Annotated in this window: 21 protein-coding genes; 9 read left to right on the forward strand and 12 right to left on the reverse strand. The window is 68.9% G+C overall.

Annotation, left to right across the window (positions count from 1 at the left end; translation table 11 throughout):
- Positions 1-90: 90 nt before the first annotated feature.
- Positions 91-1,326 carry a sensor domain-containing phosphodiesterase gene (locus tag MCHUDSM44219_RS05845; RefSeq protein WP_048417297.1) on the forward strand — a complete coding sequence of 412 codons (1,236 nt, stop codon included), beginning with the start codon at positions 91-93 and terminating at the stop codon, positions 1,324-1,326.
- Positions 1,327-1,337: 11 nt separating this feature from the next.
- On the opposite strand, the gene MCHUDSM44219_RS05850 is transcribed toward MCHUDSM44219_RS05845, so the two are convergent.
- Positions 1,338-2,960 (reverse strand): sensor domain-containing diguanylate cyclase, encoded by a 1,623-nt coding sequence (locus MCHUDSM44219_RS05850; protein WP_048417298.1) that lies wholly within the window; start codon positions 2,958-2,960, stop codon positions 1,338-1,340.
- A 181-nt stretch (positions 2,961-3,141) separates the two neighbouring features.
- Here MCHUDSM44219_RS05850 and MCHUDSM44219_RS05855 point away from each other — a divergent pair, with 181 nt between their 5' ends.
- The 4 genes from MCHUDSM44219_RS05855 to MCHUDSM44219_RS28390 are packed head-to-tail and all read left to right on the forward strand — an operon-like array spanning position 3,142 to position 7,280.
- Complete coding sequence (locus MCHUDSM44219_RS05855; RefSeq protein ID WP_048417299.1) at positions 3,142-4,302, forward strand: beta-ketoacyl synthase N-terminal-like domain-containing protein; 1,161 nt, start codon at positions 3,142-3,144, stop codon at positions 4,300-4,302.
- Positions 4,303-4,337: 35 nt separating this feature from the next.
- Positions 4,338-5,225 (forward strand): sulfurtransferase, encoded by an 888-nt coding sequence (locus MCHUDSM44219_RS05860; RefSeq protein ID WP_048417300.1) that lies wholly within the window; start codon positions 4,338-4,340, stop codon positions 5,223-5,225.
- 28 nt (positions 5,226-5,253) lie between these two features.
- On the forward strand, positions 5,254-5,667 hold the full coding sequence (locus tag MCHUDSM44219_RS05865; RefSeq protein WP_048417301.1) for a SufE family protein: 414 nt from the start codon (positions 5,254-5,256) through the stop codon (positions 5,665-5,667).
- A 56-nt stretch (positions 5,668-5,723) separates the two neighbouring features.
- A complete protein-coding gene (locus MCHUDSM44219_RS28390; RefSeq protein WP_053081195.1) occupies positions 5,724-7,280 on the forward strand; it encodes a sensor domain-containing diguanylate cyclase in 1,557 nt (518 codons plus the stop codon).
- Here the strand turns inward: MCHUDSM44219_RS28390 and MCHUDSM44219_RS05875 are convergent.
- On the reverse strand, positions 7,219-7,698 hold the full coding sequence (locus tag MCHUDSM44219_RS05875; RefSeq protein WP_157868751.1) for a nitroreductase family deazaflavin-dependent oxidoreductase: 480 nt from the start codon (positions 7,696-7,698) through the stop codon (positions 7,219-7,221). The two genes, MCHUDSM44219_RS28390 and MCHUDSM44219_RS05875, sit on opposite strands and share 62 nt — an antisense overlap.
- Before the next feature lie 246 nt (positions 7,699-7,944).
- Between MCHUDSM44219_RS05875 and MCHUDSM44219_RS05880 the strand changes: the two genes are divergently transcribed.
- Together MCHUDSM44219_RS05880 and MCHUDSM44219_RS05885 are read left to right on the forward strand one after the other, a co-directional pair.
- Positions 7,945-8,235 carry a hypothetical protein gene (locus MCHUDSM44219_RS05880; RefSeq protein ID WP_131722291.1) on the forward strand — a complete coding sequence of 97 codons (291 nt, stop codon included), beginning with the start codon at positions 7,945-7,947 and terminating at the stop codon, positions 8,233-8,235.
- 60 nt (positions 8,236-8,295) lie between these two features.
- The gene (locus tag MCHUDSM44219_RS05885) at positions 8,296-8,799 is read left to right on the forward strand and encodes a hypothetical protein (RefSeq protein WP_048417303.1); all 504 of its coding nucleotides are present in this window, start codon (positions 8,296-8,298) and stop codon (positions 8,797-8,799) included.
- A gap of 16 nt (positions 8,800-8,815) precedes the next feature.
- Here the strand turns inward: MCHUDSM44219_RS05885 and MCHUDSM44219_RS05890 are convergent, their stop codons facing one another.
- From MCHUDSM44219_RS05890 to MCHUDSM44219_RS05935, 10 genes are read right to left on the reverse strand one after another with little or no spacing between them, the layout of a single operon-like run.
- Positions 8,816-9,880 (reverse strand): ABC transporter ATP-binding protein, encoded by a 1,065-nt coding sequence (locus MCHUDSM44219_RS05890; protein WP_048417304.1) that lies wholly within the window; start codon positions 9,878-9,880, stop codon positions 8,816-8,818.
- A gap of 4 nt (positions 9,881-9,884) precedes the next feature.
- Positions 9,885-10,748 carry a carbohydrate ABC transporter permease gene (locus tag MCHUDSM44219_RS05895; protein ID WP_082162070.1) on the reverse strand — a complete coding sequence of 288 codons (864 nt, stop codon included), beginning with the start codon at positions 10,746-10,748 and terminating at the stop codon, positions 9,885-9,887.
- A complete protein-coding gene (locus MCHUDSM44219_RS05900) occupies positions 10,745-11,692 on the reverse strand; it encodes a carbohydrate ABC transporter permease (RefSeq protein WP_048417305.1) in 948 nt (315 codons plus the stop codon). Before MCHUDSM44219_RS05900 ends, MCHUDSM44219_RS05895 begins: the two co-directional genes overlap by 4 nt.
- Before the next feature lie 15 nt (positions 11,693-11,707).
- A complete protein-coding gene (locus MCHUDSM44219_RS05905; protein ID WP_048417329.1) occupies positions 11,708-12,985 on the reverse strand; it encodes an ABC transporter substrate-binding protein in 1,278 nt (425 codons plus the stop codon).
- A 12-nt stretch (positions 12,986-12,997) separates the two neighbouring features.
- The gene (gene melA, locus MCHUDSM44219_RS05910) at positions 12,998-14,302 is read right to left on the reverse strand and encodes an alpha-glucosidase/alpha-galactosidase (RefSeq protein WP_048417306.1); all 1,305 of its coding nucleotides are present in this window, start codon (positions 14,300-14,302) and stop codon (positions 12,998-13,000) included.
- Positions 14,299-15,249 carry a DMT family transporter gene (locus MCHUDSM44219_RS05915; protein WP_048417307.1) on the reverse strand — a complete coding sequence of 317 codons (951 nt, stop codon included), beginning with the start codon at positions 15,247-15,249 and terminating at the stop codon, positions 14,299-14,301. Before MCHUDSM44219_RS05915 ends, melA begins: the two co-directional genes overlap by 4 nt.
- Positions 15,246-16,271, reverse strand: a complete 1,026-nt coding sequence (locus MCHUDSM44219_RS05920) for an N-acetylglucosamine kinase (RefSeq protein WP_048417308.1) — start codon at positions 16,269-16,271, stop codon at positions 15,246-15,248. Before MCHUDSM44219_RS05920 ends, MCHUDSM44219_RS05915 begins: the two co-directional genes overlap by 4 nt.
- Complete coding sequence (locus MCHUDSM44219_RS05925; RefSeq protein WP_048417309.1) at positions 16,271-17,416, reverse strand: SIS domain-containing protein; 1,146 nt, start codon at positions 17,414-17,416, stop codon at positions 16,271-16,273. Before MCHUDSM44219_RS05925 ends, MCHUDSM44219_RS05920 begins: the two co-directional genes overlap by 1 nt.
- On the reverse strand, positions 17,413-18,735 hold the full coding sequence (locus MCHUDSM44219_RS05930) for a D-tagatose-bisphosphate aldolase, class II, non-catalytic subunit (RefSeq protein ID WP_236695368.1): 1,323 nt from the start codon (positions 18,733-18,735) through the stop codon (positions 17,413-17,415). The genes MCHUDSM44219_RS05925 and MCHUDSM44219_RS05930 overlap by 4 nt, the downstream gene beginning before the upstream one ends.
- On the reverse strand, positions 18,732-19,610 hold the full coding sequence (locus MCHUDSM44219_RS05935; RefSeq protein WP_048417311.1) for a class II fructose-bisphosphate aldolase: 879 nt from the start codon (positions 19,608-19,610) through the stop codon (positions 18,732-18,734). The genes MCHUDSM44219_RS05930 and MCHUDSM44219_RS05935 overlap by 4 nt, the downstream gene beginning before the upstream one ends.
- Positions 19,611-19,741: 131 nt before the next feature.
- On the opposite strand from MCHUDSM44219_RS05935, the gene MCHUDSM44219_RS05940 reads away from it, so the two are divergent.
- Together MCHUDSM44219_RS05940 and MCHUDSM44219_RS05945 are read left to right on the forward strand one after the other, a co-directional pair.
- On the forward strand, positions 19,742-20,521 hold the full coding sequence (locus tag MCHUDSM44219_RS05940; RefSeq protein WP_048417312.1) for a DeoR/GlpR family DNA-binding transcription regulator: 780 nt from the start codon (positions 19,742-19,744) through the stop codon (positions 20,519-20,521).
- Positions 20,522-20,573: 52 nt separating this feature from the next.
- Complete coding sequence (locus MCHUDSM44219_RS05945; protein WP_048417313.1) at positions 20,574-21,149, forward strand: TetR/AcrR family transcriptional regulator; 576 nt, start codon at positions 20,574-20,576, stop codon at positions 21,147-21,149.
- The last annotated feature ends 65 nt before the right edge of the window (positions 21,150-21,214 follow it).

The following is a 21,214-nucleotide window of genomic DNA, read 5'->3' on the forward strand; positions in this document are numbered from 1 at the left end:
CGACCACGCAACATCTCGGCGCAGGGTTTGCCCCGGCAGCCATAAGCCTGGTTAGGCTGGACGTCAAAACCCCGAAAAACAAGGCGAACCGTGACGGACCTCCTCGATCATGCCGCGGTAGGGAGCGGCCTGATCCCGAGCTTTCAACAGGTCGTGTCACTCCCCGGAGGAACCGTCGTCGGCTACGAGGCCCTGGCGCGGTGGCCCCATCTCGACGGGACCGGCCCGCTGCAGGTCTTTGCCCACGCGGCCCGCAGGGGCACGCTGGACGTGCTCGACCGGGAGTGCATCCGCCGCGCCGCCGACGCCGCCCTGCGCGGCAACAGCACACCCGGGATGCTGTTGCTGATCAACTGCGAACCGTCGACCGAGGATCTGGACCTCGACGACGACGCCGTCGCCGAGGCGGCCGGCGCCTTCCACCTGATGTTCGAACTCACCGAGCGCGGACTGCTCGACAACCCCCGCGCGCTGCTGCGCAAGGTGGACGCGCTGCGCGCGCACGGCTTCATGATCGCTCTCGATGACATTGGCGCCCAACGTGATTCGCTGGCGCTGCTGGACATCATCTCCCCGGAGATCCTGAAACTGGACATGGGGCTGGTGCAGCACCAACCCGACGACGTCCAGGCCCGCACCGTCGCCGCGATCATCGGTCACCACGAACGGACCGGCGCGACCATTCTGGCCGAGGGCATCGAAACCGAACTGCACCTCGAACAGGCACTGGCCTACGGCGCCACCCTGGGCCAGGGATACCTGTTCGGCCATCCCGGCGCGCTCACCACCGTGCCCGACGTCCGGGCGCTGCCCTCGTGGACGTCACGCGCGCTGGAGTCGACCAGCCCCTCGGTGTTCGAGCTCGCCACCCCGGGTCTGGTGCAGCGGACGGTGCGCAAGCAGACGCTGCACGAACTGTGCCGGCACATCGAACGTCTGGCCCTGACTGCCGACAGCACGCCGATGGTGTTGGCGACCGTGCAGAACGCGGGCAACTTCGGCGGCGCGACCCGTGACATGTACACGCAGATCGCGCAGCGCTCACCGCTGGTCGTGGTGTTCGGCGAGAACATCCCCGAAGAACCCGAACCGGGCATCCGAGGGGTTGCCGTCACTCGCGACGATCCCCTGGCCACCGAATGGACCGTGCTGGTGCTCGGGCCCGACACCGCTGCGGCGCTGATCGCGCGCGAACAGCCCGGCGAGCTGCCGCCGGTAGCCGATGGCGACCGGCGCTTCGAGTCGGTGATCACCTTCGACCGCACCCGCGTCGCGGCGGCGGCCCGCAGCCTGCTGAAACGTCTACCCGACAGCGCCGCCGGCTAGCGGCGTCGACGTCACGCGAAAGACGTTCCCCGGCGCAGGATCTTGGCCTGGTACATCGCCGCGTCCGCGTCGCGCAGGATGTCTTCGACGTCGCGCTCGTCCGCTGCCGACAGCTCGGTGACCCCGATGCTGACGCTGACCCTGCGAAGCCTTCCGTCGACATAGATCGGTTCCGCGAACTCGCCGTGCATGCGTGAGGTGAGGCCTTCCAGCGCCGCGCGGTCCAACGATCCGTACAGCAGCACCACGAACTCGTCGCCACTGAGCCGGCCCACGAAATCCACGTCGCGCACGCTGTTGCGCAGCCGTCGCGCGGTTTCCCGCAGCGCGCCGTCGCCGGCGTGATGGCCCAGGTCGTCGTTCATCGCCTTGAGGTTGTCGAGATCGACGAACAGCACCGCCGCCAACGGCTGGGCATCGGTCCTCGCGGACCGCACGAGTCTCGCCTCGATCTGCGCGCGGTTGGGTAACCCAGTCAGCGGATCGTGGTGGGCCTGATAGGCGAGGTGGGCTTTGGCGTTGTGCTCCGCGGTGATGTCGGCGAACGACACCAGAAGGGCGGAGTTCTCCGCGTCGGCCGGGTCGAGCAGACAGCAGTTGACCGACAGCCACGCGCGGGTGCCGTCCGCCCGCTCGACGCCCACGACCATGTTCTCCAGCGGGGCGTTGGCGAACATCAGCTTCACCGAACCCAGTTCGTTGTCGCCGATCTTGACGCCCCGCCGATTGAAGACCGGGAAGGTGAGCGCGCCGCCGGTGTAGTCGGAGACCAGATCCTCGGTACCCAACCGCAGGATGCGACGGGCCGCCGGGTTGATCGATTGGGGCGTCCCGTGACGGTCGAGGACCACGACGCCGTCGTGCAGGGACCGCACGACGGACTGGAAGTGCACCTCGGCGCGCCGCTGCGCGGTGTAGTCCGAACACAGCACCACGTAGCCGCCGTCCATCGCGGTGACCGACAGCCGGACGTTGACGGGGAACCCGTCCGCCGCCCGGTGCCTGGCATGCACGACCCCGCCGCCGGCGACGATGCCCGCCAGGTCGACGTCGCCGTCGACAGCTTCGACGAGCGGCAGGCCGAGAGCCCGCTCCACCGGACGGCGGTACACCGCCGCCGCGGCCGAATTCCAACTGGTGACGACGCCGTCTGCCGTCGTGGCGATGATCGCGTCACTGACGTGGTTCACCAGCGCCGCCTGATAGCGCAGTGCCGCCTCGGCAGCCTTCTGCGCGGTCAGGTCGCGGAAGATGACCTGGTAGGCCGGCTCACCGTCCCACGTGGTCAACACCGATACCGCCTCGACCTCCAGCCGGTTGCCGTCGAGGCGACGCAGCACGGCCTCGGAGGCCGGTGAGCTGTCCCCTTCGCCGGACAGCGCGAGGATGCGTTCCAGCATCGAGCCGACCGAGTCGGGATCGACGAAGTCGAGGATCGGACGCCCCACCAATTGCTCGGCGCTGTCGGCGCCGAAACCCCGCACACCCGCGGGATTGACGTAGACCACCCGACCGTCGGAGTGCACGCACATCGGGTCCGGGCTCAGGTCGACCAGCCGACGGTATCGCTCCTCGGCGGTATCTATGTGGCGTCCGGGGTTGCCCCCTGCGGCCGAATGCGACGTTGTGCTCACCCTACCCCTGACAAAACGTTTGCTGCGCAAGCACACTCGGCAAATCTGGCAGTCCGCGTCACATGCGCCCCGTACACCAGTATGGCCGCGACCGGGCGTTTGGGCTAGTGATCTGCTGCCGATTGGGTGTTAATCGAGCTAGGGGCCCGCGGGGGCAACGCCACAACCAAGGGGAGATCACATGCACAGTGCGCACATGGGCATCGCGGGAATCGGGGCTGTCACCGGTTACGGGTGGGGACGGCATACATTGTGGAACGGGCTGGCGAGCGGCAAACCGGCCGCGACGCTGTACCCGGGCTTCGGGCCCGGCGGGAACGACGACGCGTGGCTGTCCCGGATCAGCGACGAGGGCGATCCGCGCGACGGTCTGAGCCGCTTCGGCCAGGCGCTGCGCGCCGCGGCACGCGAAGCGATCACCGACGCCCGCAGGCGCGGGTGGACACCCGGACGCCGGGTGGGCCTGCTGCACGCGGTCGTGATCGCCGAGGTCGAGGGGTGGCGGACGTTCTATCTCAAGGACCACGCCAACCGACGCGTCCGCGACTACCTGACACTGATGCCGTCGACCCCGGTGTCGATGTTGATGCAGGAGTACGGTTTTCACGGCCCGGCCATGAACGTGTCGGCCATGTGCGCGTCGGGCAACGCCGCCCTCATCACCGCCAAGATGTGGCTGGACGCGGGCATCGTCGACGACGTCGTCTTCGTCTCCACCGACCTGTCGCTGACCCCGGAGAACGTCGAGCACTTCGTCCGGCTCGGCGTCGGTGTCGTCGACACCGACCCGCTGGACGCCTGCCGTCCGTTCCAGCAGGGCAGCCGCGGCTTCCCGGCCGGCGAGGCCGCCGTCGCGTTCGTGCTGTCCCGACGCAGCGACGCGCCCTACGTGCACGTGCTGGGCGGGGCGATGTCACATGACGCCTTCCACCTCACCTCGGTCGATCCGTCCCGGACCGAGGTGGACCGATGCGTGCTCGACGCGCTGGCGTCCTCCGGCGTCGACGCCGCCGACATCACCTACATGAACGCCCACGGACCCGGCACCCAGCAGTGCGACACCGTCGAGGCGGCGGTCCTCGACGAGGTGCTCGGCGGCACGCCCTCCATCTATTCGGTCAAGCCGCTGACGGGGCACTGCCAGGGCGCCGCGGCCGCCGTCGAGGTCGCCGCGGCGGCGCTCGGCTACGGCCAGCAGCAGGTGCCCGCCCCGCCGACGGTCGCCCCCGGCCATCCCCGCCTGCTGGACGGGCTCACGCCGATGCGGACGGGGTTGACGCTGAAGACCTCGCTGGGCATGGGAGGGCACAATGCGGCCGTCGTCCTCGCCCCTGTTGCGTGAGGAAGGCGCAGCCGCTCGCCGGTAGGCTGACTCCCGTGCCGCTACCGCCTGATCCCACGCCTGCTCTGCAGTCCTACGCCCACCCCGAACGGCTGGTCACGGCCGACTGGCTGTCGGGCAACCTCGGCCGGCCGGGCCTGGCCATCGTCGAGTCCGACGAGGACGTGCTGCTCTACGACACCGGCCACATCCCGGGAGCGGTGAAGATCGACTGGCACACCGACCTCAACGACCCGCACGTGCGCGACTACATCACCGGCGAACAGTTCGCCGACCTGATGAACCGCAAGGGCATCTCCCGCGACGACACCGTCGTGATCTACGGCGACAAGAGCAACTGGTGGGCGGCCTACGCGCTGTGGGTGTTCACGCTGTTCGGCCACCCCGATGTGCGCCTGCTCGACGGCGGCCGCTCGCTGTGGATCAACGACGGCCGCGACACCACGCTCGACGTGCCGTCCAAGCAGACCACCGGCTACCCCGTCGTCGAACGCAACGACGCCCCGATCCGCGCGTTCAAGGACGACGTCCTCGCCGCGCTGGGCAAGGAACCGCTGATCGACGTCCGCTCCCCGCAGGAGTACACCGGCGAGCGCACCCACATGCCGGACTACCCCGAAGAGGGCGCGCTGCGCGGCGGCCACATCCCGACGGCGGTGTCCGTGCCGTGGGCCAAGGCCGCGCAGGACAACGGAAAGTTCCGCAGCCGCGCCGAACTCGACGAGCTGTACGGCTTCCTCGAGCCCGGGGTGAACACCATCGCCTACTGCCGCATCGGCGAACGGTCCAGCCACACCTGGTTCGTGCTGACCTACCTGCTCGGTCGCGAGAACGTCCGCAACTACGACGGCTCGTGGACCGAGTGGGGCAACGCGGTGCGCGTGCCCGTCGCCGTCGGGGAAGAACCCGGCGAGGCGCCGTGAGCGAAGCTTGCGAGCGAACGATGCAGCGATGAGCATGCCGGCGCCGCTTGCGGAGGTGGTCTCCGACTTCCAGGAGGTCGAAGGCCAGGACAAGCTCGCGATGCTGCTGGAGTTCGCCAACGAGTTACCCGCGCTGCCTTCGGATTTGGAGGAGGCGGCGATGGAACCGGTACCCGAGTGCCAGTCCCCGCTGTTCCTCCACGTCGACGCCGGCGACCGCGAGCATGTGCGGCTGTTCTTCAGCGCGCCCGCCGAAGCGCCCACCACCCGTGGGTTCGCCGCGATCCTGGCGGCCGGCCTGGACGGGCAGTCGGCCGAGGACATCCTCGCCGTGCCCGATGACTTCTACACCTCGCTCGGGTTGGGCGCGCTGATCAGCCCGCTACGGCTGCGCGGCATGTCGGCGATGCTGACCCGGATCAAACGCCGACTCCAGGGCTGAGCGACGCACTACGCTTGACTCTCACGGGTGTGCCGACGCCTCGAGGGGGTCTTTCGATGACACCGGGCGCATCGCCGATCGACGGGCAGTCGCCGATTGCCGCCGATAACCAACCACCGCACTTCTCCGACTCCGACTATGTGCGGGGGATGACGCGGCTGACCGACGTCATCCAGGAATTGTCGCTGTCACGGACCGCGAGCGAGGTGCAACGGATTGTCGCCTCCACCGCGCGGGAGATGCTTGGCTGCGACGGGGCCACGGTCGTGATCCGTGACCGTGACATGTGCTTCTATGCCGACGAGGATGCGGTCACGCCGCTGTGGAAGGGCAGGCGCTTCCCGATGGAGGCGTGCGTCAGCGGATGGGTGATGGTGCACAAGCAACCCGCGGTGATTCCCGACATCTACGCCGACGAGCGCGTCCCCCACGACGCCTACCGTCCGACCTTCGTCAAGAGCCTGGCCATGGTGCCCATCCGCCGGCGGGATCCCGTCGGCGCCCTCGGCGCGTACTGGGCGCAGCGTCGGCGCCCCACCCAACACGAGCTGGCTCTGTTGCAGGCGCTGGCCGACGTGACCTCGGTGGCGATGGAGAACGTCCGGGCGCACGCGGTGCTCGAGCAGCAGATCGAAGAACGCCCGACGTCGATCGACGTCGCGATGCCGTCCGCCGCCGCGCCGGGGGGCCTCGACGCGACCTTCGCGGCGGCCTTTGCGAACGCCCCGATCGGCATGGCCGTCATCGGGCTCGACGGAAGCTTTCAAAAGGTCAACCGGGAGTTCTGCCGCATCGCCGGGTACGAGCCCGAGGACCTGACCAGACTGACGTTCCAGGACATCACCCATCCGGATGACCTCGATATCGACCTCGCCGAGGCGTCGCGACTCCTCGCCGGCGAGATCGCCAGCTACCAGATGGACAAGCGGTACTACTCCAGGGACGGACACGTCGTCTGGGTGCGGCTCTCCGTCTTCCTGGTCCACGACGACTCCGGTGAGCCGCAGGCATTCATCTCCCACATCGAGGACATCTCCGCGCGCCGCCGCGATGAGGAACTGCTGCGACGGCAGGCGACGCTCGACACCCTCACGGGCGTCTACAACCGCAACAGATTCGAGGAGGAACTGCGGCGTTACAAGGTGCGGGCAAGCCGGCACGCGAACGTCGACGAGGCAGCCGTGTTCATGATCGACCTCGACGGTCTCAAGCAGGTCAATGATCAACACGGTCACAGCGCGGGTGACGCCTACCTGCGCAACGTCGCCGACATCATCAGCCGGCGACTGCGTCTGTCCGACGTCCTCGCCCGGATCGGTGGCGACGAGTTCGCCGTCCTGCTTCCCCGGACGACTCTGGCGCAGGCCCAACAGATGGCGCAGACATTGGTGGAGCGCGTCGAGGCTCTGTCTCCGGGCACTATCTGCATCGGTATCGCCATGCTCACGCCGGATGCCATCGACGAAGCCCTCGAGCGCGCCGACCGGGCCATGTACCGCGCCAAACGTCAGGGCGGAAGCCACTGGTGCGGCCCTGAGGCGACCCCGGTGGTCAGCGAGGAGTCAACACGATCACCGGGATCTCCCGCGTCGTCCGCTTCTGGTACTCGGTGAAGTAGGGGTACATCTCGACCAGGCGGCGCCACAGTTCGGGCCGCTCCTCGTCGGTGGCGGGCGCCGCGTCGACCCGGATCGTCTCCCCGTTGACGTCCAGGGTGGCTGTCGGATTCGCTTCCAGGTTGCGCCACCAGACCGGGTCGGTGTCACTTCCCGAATACGCCGCGGCGATGACGAAGCGATCGCCGTCCTTGATGTAGATGACGGGCACAGTGCGCGGCTTACCGGTCTTGCGGCCGGTGACGGTCAGCAGCATCGTCGGGTACTTCTGGTTCTGCGCGCGGCCCCCGGTGAGCCGGTAGGCGACGGCGTGCAGCGTGCTGAACGTCCGGGTGACCGGCCGCATCGCCGGACGGCGCAGCACGTCACTGAGGGCGTTGAAGACCCGCGCTGCCGGGGACTGCATGGAGGACATCAGAAAAGTCTGCCGCACTGTCTGTCTGCACCCTCTGCACGACCGTGCCGTCACGGCTGTGCGCAGCCCTGACGGCATTCTCGTGCACAGGGCCGAGCATCGGTGCCCCGCCGACTCCACCACCTCCGGCAAACACCGGCTCCGCGGATAGCCCGCACAGAACAGCAGTCACTCCGGTAACGTCTTGCGCTCGGGGGACGACGCACTGAGCAAACACCTATCAAGGGGGGCACGTTGACCATGTCGATGACCAAGCGATCGGCGCTGACGCTCGTCGCACTCGCCGCAGCCATGACTGCGGGCGCCCTGAGCTTCGGCAGCGCACTGGCCAAGGCCGACGACATCAAGCCCAGCCCGTGGGTGAAGAGCCCGCAGGCCGGCGAGGTCCGCCGCGACGCCACCCAGGGCGAGGTGCGCGACGGCTACATCCTCGCCCCCGCCGGCGGGGCCATCCGTCAATCCCCGGTCGCGACGCCCGGCACCACGGCCGACCGCTTCAAGGGTGTACGCGTCGGCCCCGGCATCGGCGGCTGGTGAACGCATGACCGTTGTCCCGAACGCTGCCTGACGGGACGTTCCTGCGCGTACGCTCCCGCCATGCAGAAGCTGCTCCAGTCTTTGAGCGAAGCCGACTTCCAGGTCGTCCGCGCGACCGAACCTCGGCAGATGGCCGACCTGGACGAGGACGACCTGCTCGAGTTGCACGCTCGCGTGCGCCGCGCGCGCAACAAGCACGTCGGGAAGTACCGCCGCGCAGGAGCCGCGAAAGTCGGCACCAAAGGATCGCGGGCCGCGGCCAAAGAAGCCAACGACCGCAACGCCGATCGCGCTGAGATCTTCGAGGACGCCCTGAGCCGAGTCAGCAGACAACTCGCCCAGGTCGCCCGCCGCAGTGCCGTCGAACTCAAGGCCGAACGCCTCGCCCGCGCGCAACAGACGCCGGCACCGAGCACCCCGACCCCGCGGGATCGCGGCAAGGTCCGCGCCAGCAGGGCACCCCGGTCTGATGCCACGCGGGCCAACCCCGGACGCAAGAAACGCGACGCGGCATCGACGGCGGCGGGCGCACGACGACAAGCCAAGCGCGACAGTCGCTCCTGACTCGGCGACCGAACTCTCAGCGCAGCGCCTGCCCCGTCTCCGCGTCGAACAGGTAGGTCCGCTCCGGCGGCACCAGGAGCCCGACCGGCGTGCCGGCGTCCAACGCCGTCCCGGGTGGCGCCTGCACGATCACCCGCGTCGGATCCGGCGTGTCGACCAGCGCCGTCACCAGCACGTGGCTGCCCAGCGGTTCGACGAAATCCACCCGGGCCGGCACCGCGCCGTCGGCCTGCGCGCCACCCAACTGCAGATGCTCCGGCCGCACCCCGACCGTGACCGGGCCGTCCGGACACGGCACCGCGTGCAGCTCCGCACCGCCGAGATGCAGTGCACCCGAACGGACCACGCCCGGCAGCAGGTTCATCGGCGGGCTTCCCATGAATGCGGCGACGAAGGTGTTCGCCGGCCGGTGGTAGACGTCGTCGGTGCTGCCGATCTGCTGCACCTCGCCGCCGGCCATCACGCACAGCCGGTCGCCCAGGGTCATCGCCTCCACCTGATCGTGCGTGACGTACACCGACGTGACCGGCACCTCGCGGTGCAGCCGCTTCAGGTCGCCGCGAACCTGGTTGCGCAGCTTGGCATCCAGATTCGACAGCGGCTCGTCGAGCAGGAAGGCCTGCGGATCACGCACCAGCGCGCGGCCCATCGCGACCCGCTGGCGCTGGCCGCCGGAGAGCTGACCAGGCTTGCGGTCCAGCAGCTCCCCGATCTGCAGCAGCTCGGCCGTCTCCCGCACGCGGCGCTCGATCTCCGCGCGCGGAGTCTTGCGTTGCTTCAGCCCGTAGGCCAGGTTCCGGTACACGGTCATGTGCGGATACAGCGCGTAGTTCTGGAACACCATCGCGATGTCGCGCTGCCCCGGCCCCAGCGTGTTGACCACCTGTCCGCCGATGCGGATCTCCCCCGCGGTCGGCTTGTCCAGCCCGGCCAGCAGCCGCAACGCGGTGCTCTTGCCGCACCCGGACGGACCCACCAGGATCAGGAACTCGCCGTCGCCCACGGTCAGATTCAGCCCGTTGAGCGCGGTGACCCCGCCGGGATACGTCCGCGACACCTCACGGAATTCGACTTCTGCCAACGCCCTACCCCTTGATCCCGGTACTGGCCACGGACTGCACGAAATACCTCTGCGCGATGACGAACACCAGCAGCATCGGCAGCAGGCTCATCACGTTGGCCGCCATCAGCAGCGGCCACTGCACGTGGTGCGCGCCCTGGAAGTAGCTCAGCCCCAACGGGATCGTCATCTGATCCTGCGAGGTGATCACGATCAGCGGCCACAGGAAGTCGTTCCACGACGTCAGCACCGTCAACGCGGCCAGCGTTGACATCGCCGGAAGCGACAGCGGCAGTACGATCTTGAACAACACCCCGAGCCGGGAGGTGCCGTCGACGCGGGCGGCCTCCTCCAGTTCCACCGGCACCGTCTGGAAGAACTGGCGCAGGAAGAAGATCCCGAACGCCGTCGCCAGGTTGGGCAGCATCAGCGCACCGATGTGGTCGATGCCCAGGCCCTCCCACACGTTGTCGCCGAACCACTTCACGATCAGGAATACCGGGATCATCGTCACCTGGAACGGCACCATCAACGTCGCCATCAACGTCACGAACAGGGCCCCGCGACCCAGGAAGCCGATGCGCGCAAACGCATATCCCGCGAGGCTGCACACCACCAGGTTGCTGATGAGCACCACCGCGGTCACCGTCAGGCTGTTGAGGAAGAAGTGCCCGAACGGCGCCTGCGCCCACGCCTCGGTGTAGTTCGCGAACCGGGGCTTGGCCGGGAACAGCACCGGCGGGAAGTGATTGGCCTCCCCCTCGGTCTCCAGCGAGGTGATCAGCATCCACAGCAGCGGTACGAGCAGCAGGAAGCTCAGCGGGATCAGCACCAGATGCCAGGGGCTGAACGGCAGCCGCCGGCGCGTCGTCGCCGTCATGGTCGTCATGGGTGGTGCGCATATCTGCGAGCGAGCCGGAACTGCACGGCTGTGACGATCAGGATGACGACGAACAGCGCGTAGGCCATTGCCGCGGCGTAGCCGGCGTCGAAGTGCACGAACGCCTGATCCCACAGGTAGTAGACGATCACCGTGGTGGCCCGCAGCGGGCCGCCGCGGGTGGTGGCGTACACCTCGTCGAACAACTGCAGCGCGTTGATGGTCAGCCACACCAGCAGGAACAGGTTCGCCGGGCCCAGCAGCGGCACGGTGATGGTGCGGAACCGGGTGAACGGTTTCGCCCCGTCGATGGCCGCCGCCTCGTGCAGCTCGGGCGGAACACCCTGCAGCGCAGCCAGATACACGATCACCGAGAAACCAGTCCAGCCCCAGATCGTCATCGCGACGATCACGAAGATGGCCTGCGACGGCGAGGCCAGGAACGGTTGCGACGGCACCCCGACCGCGTTCAGCGCGGCGTTGACCAGACCGTAGTCCCGGTCGGTCAGCCACAGGAAGATGATGCCCTGCGAGATCGTCGACACCGCCATCGTGATGTAGGCGGCGGTCCGGTACACCGAGATGAACCGCACCGACCGGTTCAGCGCCGCCGCGGCCAGCAGGCCGACGATCATCGTGCCCGGCACGAACAGCGCGGTGTAGATGATCGTGTGCTTGATCGCGTCGAGGAACACCGGGTCCTCGGCCATCTTGCGGTAGTTGTCCAGCCCCACCCACGGCGTCTCCGGGGTGAGCAGATCGGAGCGCTGGAAGGACAGCTGCAGCGACATCAACACCGGCAGCAGACCGAAGATCCCGATCAGCACCACCGCCGGGGTGACCAGCGCCCAGCCCGTCACCCCGTCGGTGCCGCGCGGACGCCACCGCCGCCGCGGCGGGGTGGACGCCGGGCGGTGCGGCGCTCCGGTGTCGGAGACGTCGGCGATCAGCATCGGCGGATGTCCCGTCTACTTCTCGGCCAGCTTCGCGTCGGCGGTCTGGGCGGCGGCGTCCAGGGCCGCGGCCGGCTGCTCTTTGCCGAGCATGACCGCGACGATCGCCTGTCCTAGCGCTTCGGAGATGTCGGGGTACTGCTCCACGGTGGGCCGGACCTTCTGCACGTTGTTCAGATTCTGCACGAACGCGGCTGTGCCGGGCACGTTTTCGTTGAGCTTGTCCAGCACCGCCTGATCCTTGCCGACCGACTGGCGGATCGGCAGGTCACCGGTGCCCAGCGAGAACGCCTTGACCTGCTCGGGCGCCGAGAGCCACTTCACGAAGTCGACGGCCGCCTGCTTCTTCTTGTCCCCGTTGTCGAACACCACCCAGTTGTCGGGTCCGGCGATGGTCTGGTGCCCGCCCGACGACCCGGCGAACGTCGGCATCACCTGGACGTCGTAGTCGATGTCGGAGAGCTGGCTGAGATCCCACGGGCCGGTGACGAGCATCCCGACCTTGCCGCTGTTCATCAGCTTCGGGCCGTTCTCGTTGGTGGTGTCCAGATACAGCGACTTGTCGGTGACGGCCATCTGCTGCAGCACGGTCAGCGCCTTCACGCCGGCCTCGGAGTTGAACACGGCCTTCTCGTTGTCGGGCGAGAGGATGTCCCCACCGGCCTCCCACAGCATCGGGATGTAGTGCCACACCGTGTCCTCGCTGCCGTCGGCAGGGATCAGCCAGCCGTACTGCCCCTTCGACGGATCGGTGAGTTTGGCTGCGGCGGCGCGGAAGTCGTCCCACGTCCAGTCCGGGCTCGGCGGGGCCACGCCGGCGTCGGCGAACAGCTTCTTGTTGTAGACGATCGCCAGGTTGTCCACCAGCGCCGGTACGCCGACGATCTTGTCCCCGACCGTCGCGGCCTCCCGCTCGGCGGGATAGAAGTCGTCCCACTTCCAGTCGGGGTTCTTCACCTCACTCGCCATGTCGACGACCTGCGGGATCTGCGCGATGTTCGGTGACCACGACCCGAACATGTACGCCACGTCGGGCGCACTGCCGCCGCGCACCGCGGTCAGCACCTTCTGAAGCACCAGGTCGTTGCTGGAGTACAGCTCGTTGACCTTCACGTCGGGATGGTCCTTGTTGTACTGCGCGATCAAGCCTTTGAACACCTCCCCCTCGGTGTCCTGATATCCGTGCCACACCGCGATCTCGGTGGGTCCGGACGACGAGCCACCACCCCCGCAGCCGGCGAGCACCAGCGCGAGAACGGCGAGCAGGGCGATGCAGAGGCGGCTTCTGATCACGGTGGACACTCCTTAGTGGTGGGTACGCAGGGGTTCGGGCAGCAGATCGCCGTGGGCGGCGGTCAATTCGTCACACAGTTCGGCGATCTGGTCGACGTTCAGCGTGGCCGCGGTGTTCGGGTCGACCATGGCCGCCGCGCGGACCAGCCGCGGATCGCCCTCGACGGCGGCGCGCACCGTCAGATCGACCGGGCCGAGGAAGCTCCGATTCAGCGCGGCGCACTGCGGCGGCAGGACCCCCACCGCCATCGGGTGCGCGCCCAGGCTGTCGAGCAGCGTGGGCACCTCGACCGCGAGACCGTCGGGCAGGTTCGTGATCAAGCCGGCATTGACGACGTTGGCCGAGATGACCCGCGGCGTGGCGGTTTCCAGCGAGTGGATCACCTGCGGGGCGTATTCGGTGGACCCCGTGTCGATCGGCAGCGTGTCGGCGTCGGCCAATTCGGCTCGCAGGCGCTGGTATTCGGCGAGATTCGCCTCACTGATCGACACGTACTCGCCCACGTTGAGGCGCAGCCGCTGCACCTCGTCGGGGTCGTGCAGGTACCACGGCACGTACTCGCTGCTGTGCTCGCTGGTCTCGGTCGGGTAGTAACCGAGCCGGCGGTACATGTCCACGCGTACCCGCCGTTGCAGCTCGGGGTCGGCGGCGATGCGCTCGTCGAGCAGCGGGTACAGGTTCTGGCCGCCGCGTTCCCAGCGCAGCACCCACGCCTGGTGGTTCACGCCGGCAGACCAATAGGACACCTCGTCGTACGGCACGTCGATCAGCTCGCACAGGCCGACCATCGTCCAGTACACCGAATGGCACAGCCCGAGCACCTTGAGATCCGGCGCCACCCGGTGCAGATAGGTGACGTTCATGGCCATCGGGTTGGTGTAGTTCAGCAGCCACGCGTCGGGGCACACCTGCGCCATGTCCCCGGCGATCCCGGCGAGCACCGGGAACGTCCGCAACCCACGGAAGATTCCCCCCACCCCGATGGTGTCGGCGATGGTCTGGTTGAGGCCGTACTTCGCGGGGATCTCGAAATCGCGGACGGTCGCGGTGTGCCCGCCGACGGCGATGGTGTTGATGACGTAGTCGGCGCCGTCGAGCGCCCGGCGCCGGTCGGTGGTGGACACCACCTCCGGCTGCGCCCCGGCCGCGCGGGCGGTGGCCCGGGCGATCGCCTCGGCGGTCTCGAGCCGCTCGGTGTCGATGTCGTGCAAGACCACCCGCACTGCGCCCAGTTCGGGGAAGGACAGGATGTCGCCGAGCAGTTCGCGGGTGAACTCGACGCTGCCCGCGCCGATGATCGTGATCGTCGGTTTCACGCCTTCGTCGCCTTCGTGTTCGGTTGCAGCACGGCCGCGGTCGGCTCTTCGCCGCGCTTCTCGTCGGCGTAGACCATCAGCGTCGAACCCACCAGGGCCAGCACGATGCCCACGGCGCCGTACGGGCTGGGCAGCGTCTGGTAGGCGATCAGCGACACCACGATGGTCAGTGCCGGGGCGAGCGCGTTGGTGGTGGGCGCCACGATGGTGGCCTTGCCGCGGGCCAGCGCCATCACCAGGAACAGTGCGCCGACGGCGTTGAGCAGCTGCGTGCCGGCCGTCAACACCGGCGCCTGCCAGGGGAAGTCGAGCGGCAGCCCGCCGAGGGAGAACAGCGCGACGGGGATCAGCGCGATCCCGGAGATCGCCATCCAGCCGAACGTGGTGGCCTCGTTGACGCCCAGCGTCGCGGTCTTGCGCATGAAGTAGGCCTGTACCCCCCACGCCACGCAGATCAGGATCGCCAGCAGCAGCCAGGGACCGGAGGAGGCGTCGGAGTCACCGCTGGTGATGCTGAACAGCACGATGGCCGCCAGGGCGCAGATCAGCCCGACGATGGCGAGCCCGCGGATGCGTTCGCGCAGCAGGACCATCGCCATCAGCACGGTGATCGCCGGGGAGATCGACACGATCGGGAAGATCAGATAGGCCGGGCCGATCGTCAGCGCCTGGAAGAGCAGCAGCTGCCCGCCGGCGCCGGTCAGTCCGATCAGCAGACCGTAGATCGTGGCCTTGGGCCGGCGGTCGAACGTCTCCCCCTTCATCGCGAAGGCGGCGGGGATGATCATGGTCAGCGCCCAGATGCAGTAGATCATCTCGTCGGGGTAGCCGTACCAGGTGGCGGGCAGCGCGGAGAACGCGCCCCACACGCCCCAGAACAGGATCAGCAGCGTCGCGTAGAAGATCCAGCTGCGAGTGCCCTTGCCGGTGGTGGTCAGGTCGGTCATGGTGTGGTCACCTTCTCGGATGTGGTTGCAGCACCGGCGAGTTCCTTGACCGATGTCGCGCTCAGCGGGTGTCCGCTGTGCTTGGCGGCGTAGAGGGCGGCCCCCACCGCCGGGTCGAGCAGTGGCTGCCGCAGGTCGTAGGTCGCGGGCAGGGCGCCCAGCGCGGCCGTGAAGCCGTCGCGCAGGCGACGGTCGGAGAACATGCCGCCGGAGTACGACACCGGCACCGTCTCCTGCTCGGTGAAACCGACCAGCACGCGGGTGGTTTCGACCAGCGCGACCAGCTCGTCGACCGCGTCGGTGAGGATGCGTGTCGCGGCGTCGTCGCCGGCCTGTGCGGCCTGGCACACCGTGGTGGCCAGCGCGGCGATCGACCCGCGGCTGCCCTTCCAGGTGTCGATCACCAGGCTGACGACGTCGAGGTCACCGCCGATCCCGAGCCGCTCCCTGAGCAGGTCGTAGAGCGGGCCGCGGGGCGCGCGGCCGTCGCTCATCCGGCTGAACGCGTTGAGTCCGCGGGCGGCAACCCAATACGCCGAACCCTCGTCGCCGAACAGCTCGCCCCAGCCGCCGACGCGGTGCCCGGTCCCCTGCCGCTCCCCGTAGGTCATCGACCCGGTCCCGCTGATGACGTTGATGCCGTCCTCACCGGCCAGCGAGCCGGCCCAGCCGCACACCATGTCGTTGTCGCAGCTGTAGCGGTCGTGCCCGAGCACTCCGGCCGGGACGGCGTTCAGCGCAGCGATGTCCCCGCTGGCCTCGCCGTAACCCGGGAGGCCGAAGAACGCCGCGTCGATGGCGGCGGTGTCGATGCCGGCCTGCCCGCAGATGTCGGAGACACCCTGCGCGAGAACGCGTTCCACGACGTCGAAGCCGTCGCGGGTGAGCGAGTCTGGGTGGGAGGCTGCACCGTAGTAGTAGGACGTCGGCGCCGTTGCACGGGCCAGGACATGACCGCCGTCGTCGATCAACGCGAACGCGGTCTTCGACCCGCCGCCGTCGACCCCCAGATAGCGCGCCATCACCGGTCCCCGTTCATCGGGTAGATCGTGACGCCCCGCACGACGCGGCTGACCTCACCGGACGGGAACGGGTTGTCGGGCGTCTTGCCGTAGTCCAGCGACGTGAACAGCGCCAGATACTGACCGAACACCAGGTACGGCAGCGCGACCAGCGCATCGGGCAGCCCGGCCAGCCCCGGCAGCACCACCGCCGGACCCAGGTCGTCGGGGGTCGGCTCGGCGCTGATCACCCGCACCGCATCGGGGCCGAGCTGCCCGCGCAGCTCGGCGATGATGTCGAGGTCGTAGCGGCGGGTGTAGGGGTCCGTCGACAGGTACACCACGGCCAGGGTGTCGGTGTCGAGCACCGACTTCGGGCCGTGCCGGAACCCCAGCGGCGAGTCGAAGTACGTGACCACCTCTCCCGCAGTCAGTTCCAGCAGCTTGAGCGCGGACTCCCGCGCCAGGCCCTGCAGCGGGCCGCTGCCCAGGTACACGAACCGCTGCTTCTTGGTCTGCGCCAACGTCCGGATGTCGGATTGCAGCCCGACGACGTGCTCGGCCGCCCGCGCCAGCGCCTCGACATCCTCGGCCCGCGCCGGGCCGAGCAGCAGCAGCAGGCAGCTCAGCAGCATGGACGTCAGGCTCGAGGTCATCGCGAAGCCGGAGTCGTTGGTGCGCTCCGGCATGTAGACCACCAGCGAGTCGGGCCGGCCCAGGTGCGCGCGGCCCAGCTTGCCGTCCCGGTCGCAGGTCAGCACCAGGTGCCAGACGTGGTCGACCAGCTGGTCGGCCAGCGCGGTGGTCGCCAGGCTCTCGGGGCTGTTGCCGCTGCGGGCGAACGAGACCAGCAGCGTAGGGGTTTCGGCCTCGAGGTGATCCAGCGGGCTCGCGACGATGTCGGTGGTGGCGATCGGCTCCACCCGGCGGTGCAGGTGGCGCCGCAGCACCGGCGCGGCGATCTCCCCCGCGAACGCCGAGCTGCCCGCGCCGGTCAGGATGATCCGCAGATCGGGGCGCGCCAGCAGGTCGCGAAGGAACGCGTGGGCCTGCTCGGCCCCTTCTTCACAGCGTCCCGCGACTTCCCGCCACGCGTCGGGCTGCTGGCCGATCTCGAGAATGGTTGCGCCGCCGTCCTTCTGGTCGGGAATGGCGGTGTGCGTCATCGGGTACCTCCGGGGTTGTCGGCGCGGCACGCGTCCGCGTAGGGCCGCAGCGCGTCGCGGACACGGTCGATCACGAGGGCCTGGGCGCTCTGTTCGAGCAGGCCGGCGCGGAGACGGTCGTACTGCAGGGGCAGGAACTGACTGATCAGCGGCAGCGGGATGCCGACGCGGTCGAGGTTGGCCAGCAGCATCTTTCGGGCCGCGTCCACCTCGTCGTCGGCCCAGTAGTAGCGCAGCCGGTCGCTGTAGCTGTAGCGGCGGGCGGTGCGCTGGGCCACTGGGTCGCCCTCGTAGTAGTCGCGCCAGTACCTCGGCTCGGCGAGCATCCGGCGTTCGACGACCTCGATCAGGTTCGACCGCGACGGCCGCGGCACCAGCTCGTTTTCGATCATCGCCAGCGCGAACAGAGCCTCCCGCATGGCGAACGTCAGTCCCGGCCCGACTTTGAGGACGGCCCAATGGTCTTCGACGAGCTCGCGCAGCTGCGCCGGCCGCTGGTAGTCCGTCGAGTGCGCCTCGAACACCAGGTTCGGTTCGCTGTCCAGGACGTGGCGCAACTCGGCGGTCGCCGCGTGCTCGTAGTCGATGACGTGCAGGTGGTCGAATTCGACGCCGGGCTGCACCACCAGCGCCATCACCCGCGGCCACACGTCGTCGGCGCCGACCGCGGCGAACGCCGTGCGATGCGCGGCCAGTGTGCGCCGGGCCCGTTCGGCCGGTGTGGGCGTGAGCCGGCCGAGCGTCTCGTGCGCGCCGCCGGGCACCGGCACCTCGGTGCCGATCACATAGACCGGACCGTCGGATCCCACGCGCCGCGCCGTGTCCTCGGCCACCCGCAGCAGCCGCGCGCTGCGCTCGGCGACCACGTCGTCGGCCAGCACCGCCGGATCGTCGGCGCAGCTCATGCTGCAGTCCAGGTGGATCTTCGCGTAGCCCGCCTCGACGTACGCGGCGATCAGCGTCTCGGCGTGATCCATGGCGACAGCGGCGTTCTCGCGCTGCCAGCGGTTCGGTCCCAGATGGTCACCGCCGAGCACCACCCGCTCGCGTACGAAGCCGTGCGCGTCGGCGATACCGAACACCAGGTCGCGGAACTGCGCGGGCCGCAGGCCCGTGTAGCCGCCGAACTGGTCGACCTGATTCGACGTCGCCTCGATCAGCACGTAGCCGTCGTCGGCGGCGGCCTGCAGGATCGCCGCTTCCAGGACGGTCGGGTGCGCCGAGCACACCGAGTACACCCCGACGGGCTCGCCGGCCTTGTGCCGCTCCACGGTGTCGGCCAGCCAGTCGACCCGCCGCAGCATCTGCGCTCGCGTCATGACGCCTCCACCGAGGTCGCGGCCACCACGCGGCACAGCGCGGCCACCGTGTCGGCGACGGCCTGCCGCGCGGGCACCAGGTACTTGCGCGGATCCGACAGCGTGGGATCGGCATCGAGAACGGTGCGGATCGCGCCGGTGTAAGCGAGGTTGAGCGAGGTCCCGATGTTGATCTTCCGGATGCCCGCCGCCACGGCGCCGCGCAGGTTCTCGTCCGACACGCCCGAGGAGCCATGCAGCACAAGGGGAACCGCCACGGCCGCGGCGATGCGCTCGATCAGCGCCATGTCGAGTTCGGCGTCGCGGGTGGTCATCGCGTGAGAGCTGCCGACCGCGACCGCCAGCGCGTCGACCCCGGTCTGCGACGCGAACGCGGCCGCCTCGTCGGGATCGGTGCGGGCGCCGGGCGCGTGGGCGGCGAGCACCTGCCCGTCCTTGCCGCCGACCTGACCGATCTCGGCCTCCACGAACAGGCCGACACGGTGCGCGCGATCGACGAAAGCCGTTGTCTGCTGGATGTTCTCGCCGTACGGAAGGTGCGCCGCATCGATCATGATCGACGTGATCCCCAGCGCCGCCGCCGTGCCGACGGCCTCGTCGAGCAGTGCGGCGTCGGTGAAGTGGTCGAGGTGTACGGCCAGCGGCGCGCTCGATTGCGCGGCGATCCGGACGCACGCCCCGACGATCGGCGCGATCTGCCCGCCGTGAAAGCGCACGGTGTTCTCGCTGACCTGGATCAGTGCGGCGACGCCGGCGCGCTCGACGCCCTCGGCGATGCCTTCGGCGTGCTCGAGGGTGATCGCGTTGAACGCCGGCACGGCGGTGCCGTTGTCGATCGCGGCGGCGAGAAGCTCTGCGGTGGCAACGAGGGTCACGATGTCACCTCGTGCGGCGCGGCTGTGTGGTACATCACTCGAGCATGAGAAGCTCGCTCACAGCGCGCAATACCAAGCGGTCAAACGATCAGGAAAACTGATCGCTAGCATTCACGCCCAGGAGGTCCGCGATGTCGATCAAGCGCACCGACCGCATGCGCGCCGTGCTGTCGCTGCTGCGTGACCGCGGCGAGGTCGCGTCCGCGGTGCTGTGCGCCGAACTGCGCGTCTCCCCGGCGACGCTGCGGCGCGACCTCGCGGACCTCGAGGAGCAGGGCCTGCTGGTCCGCACCCACGGCGGCGCCAAGGCGCTCGACCCCAGCGGCAGCGAGATCCCGGTGCGGTTGCGGGACCACCGGATGGTCGCGATCAAGCGGCGCATCGCCCAGCACGCGGCGGCGCTCGTGCCGGCCGGCCCGCAGGCGGTCGCGCTGACCGGCGGGGTGACCTGTGGCGAGGTGGCCCGCGCGCTCAAGGGCCGACCGCACATCACGATCGTCACGAATTCGCTGACCATCGCCGCCGACTGCGCCGTCGACGCGCACATGAAGGTGATCGCCACCGGCGGCCTGGTGCGGGCGAACTCGCTCGAGGCCGTTGGACCCATGTCCGAGCACGCTTTTCAGGTGATCACCGTCGGCACCGCGGTGCTCGGCGCCGACGGCATGTCGGCGGAGATCGGCGCGACGACCTACGACGAGGCCGAGGCGCGCACGGCGATCGCGATGGCCGCCAACGCGCAGCGGGTCGTCGTCGCGGTAGATGGCTCGAAGATCGGCAAGGTGACGCTGGCCAAGATGATCGCGCCGGCGCAGATGCACCACCTCGTCACCGACTCCACCGCCGACCGCGACCAGCTCGACCGCATCGCCGCGGCCGGGGTGCACGTCCACGTCGTCGAGGTGGAGTGACGTCTGATCACTAACGGCAGACACCAGCGCTCGGGAAGTTCACACTGGTCGTATGTCGAAGTACGCCGGCGGCGGGCTGCGGCAGCGTAAGAAGAGCGCGACCCGGTCGGCCATCCGCCGGGCCGCTATCCGCCTGTTCCAGGACCAGGGCTACACCGACACCACGGTCGAACAGATCGCCGAGGCGGCCGAGGTCTCGCCGCGCACGTTCTACCGCTACTTCGTCGCCAAAGAGGCCGTGCTGATCTGCGACCAGGCCGTACCGGTCATGGTCGCGTTCCGGAACGCCCCCGCTGACCTCTCACCCGTCGCGGCGTACCGGTACGCCGTCGCCGCGTACTTCGACGGATTGAGCGACGACGAGCGTCGGGAGACCATCGTCGCGCAGCACCTGCTCTACTCCCTCCCCGAGGCGCGGGGGGTGCTCTACGCCGAATACACGCTGCTCATCGGGCTGATGACGAGGGCTCTCGCGTCTCGACTGGGATCCTCCGTGACGCTCACGGAGCGACGGGTCATCGCGGGGACGATCATCGGCGTGCTGATCGCGGCCTCAGACGGCAATCCGCTGCCGGAGGAAACGCTGAACCACAGCCTGGAGATTCTCGAGTCCAAGCTCGCGTGGTGACACCCGCGGGTTACTCGCGGGTAGGGGACCGGCTCGCCGAGACTCAGATTGGGACGCCTAAACTC

Source organism: Mycolicibacterium chubuense (genome assembly GCF_001044255.1).
Lineage (GTDB): Bacteria > Actinomycetota > Actinomycetes > Mycobacteriales > Mycobacteriaceae > Mycobacterium > Mycobacterium chubuense.

Excerpts from the sequence above, each read along its gene's own strand:
- MCHUDSM44219_RS05925 (WP_048417309.1), bottom strand. The coding sequence starts at position 17,416 with ATGACGCACACCGCCATTCCCGACCAGAAGGACGGCGGCGCAACCATT.
- MCHUDSM44219_RS05920 (WP_048417308.1), bottom strand. The coding sequence starts at position 16,271 with ATGGCGCGCTATCTGGGGGTCGACGGCGGCGGGTCGAAGACCGCGTTC.
- MCHUDSM44219_RS05875 (WP_157868751.1), bottom strand. The coding sequence starts at position 7,698 with ATGTCCTCCATGCAGTCCCCGGCAGCGCGGGTCTTCAACGCCCTCAGT.
- MCHUDSM44219_RS05915 (WP_048417307.1), bottom strand. The coding sequence starts at position 15,249 with ATGACCGACCTGACCACCACCGGCAAGGGCACTCGCAGCTGGATCTTC.
- MCHUDSM44219_RS28390 (WP_053081195.1), top strand. The coding sequence starts at position 5,724 with ATGACACCGGGCGCATCGCCGATCGACGGGCAGTCGCCGATTGCCGCC.
- MCHUDSM44219_RS05895 (WP_082162070.1), bottom strand. The coding sequence starts at position 10,748 with ATGACGACCATGACGGCGACGACGCGCCGGCGGCTGCCGTTCAGCCCC.
- MCHUDSM44219_RS05885 (WP_048417303.1), top strand. The coding sequence starts at position 8,296 with ATGCAGAAGCTGCTCCAGTCTTTGAGCGAAGCCGACTTCCAGGTCGTC.
- MCHUDSM44219_RS05900 (WP_048417305.1), bottom strand. The coding sequence starts at position 11,692 with ATGCTGATCGCCGACGTCTCCGACACCGGAGCGCCGCACCGCCCGGCG.
- MCHUDSM44219_RS05855 (WP_048417299.1), top strand. The coding sequence starts at position 3,142 with ATGCACAGTGCGCACATGGGCATCGCGGGAATCGGGGCTGTCACCGGT.
- MCHUDSM44219_RS05865 (WP_048417301.1), top strand. The coding sequence starts at position 5,254 with ATGAGCATGCCGGCGCCGCTTGCGGAGGTGGTCTCCGACTTCCAGGAG.
- MCHUDSM44219_RS05930 (WP_236695368.1), bottom strand. The coding sequence starts at position 18,735 with ATGACGCGAGCGCAGATGCTGCGGCGGGTCGACTGGCTGGCCGACACC.
- MCHUDSM44219_RS05880 (WP_131722291.1), top strand. The coding sequence starts at position 7,945 with ATGACCAAGCGATCGGCGCTGACGCTCGTCGCACTCGCCGCAGCCATG.
- MCHUDSM44219_RS05945 (WP_048417313.1), top strand. The coding sequence starts at position 20,574 with ATGTCGAAGTACGCCGGCGGCGGGCTGCGGCAGCGTAAGAAGAGCGCG.
- MCHUDSM44219_RS05940 (WP_048417312.1), top strand. The coding sequence starts at position 19,742 with ATGTCGATCAAGCGCACCGACCGCATGCGCGCCGTGCTGTCGCTGCTG.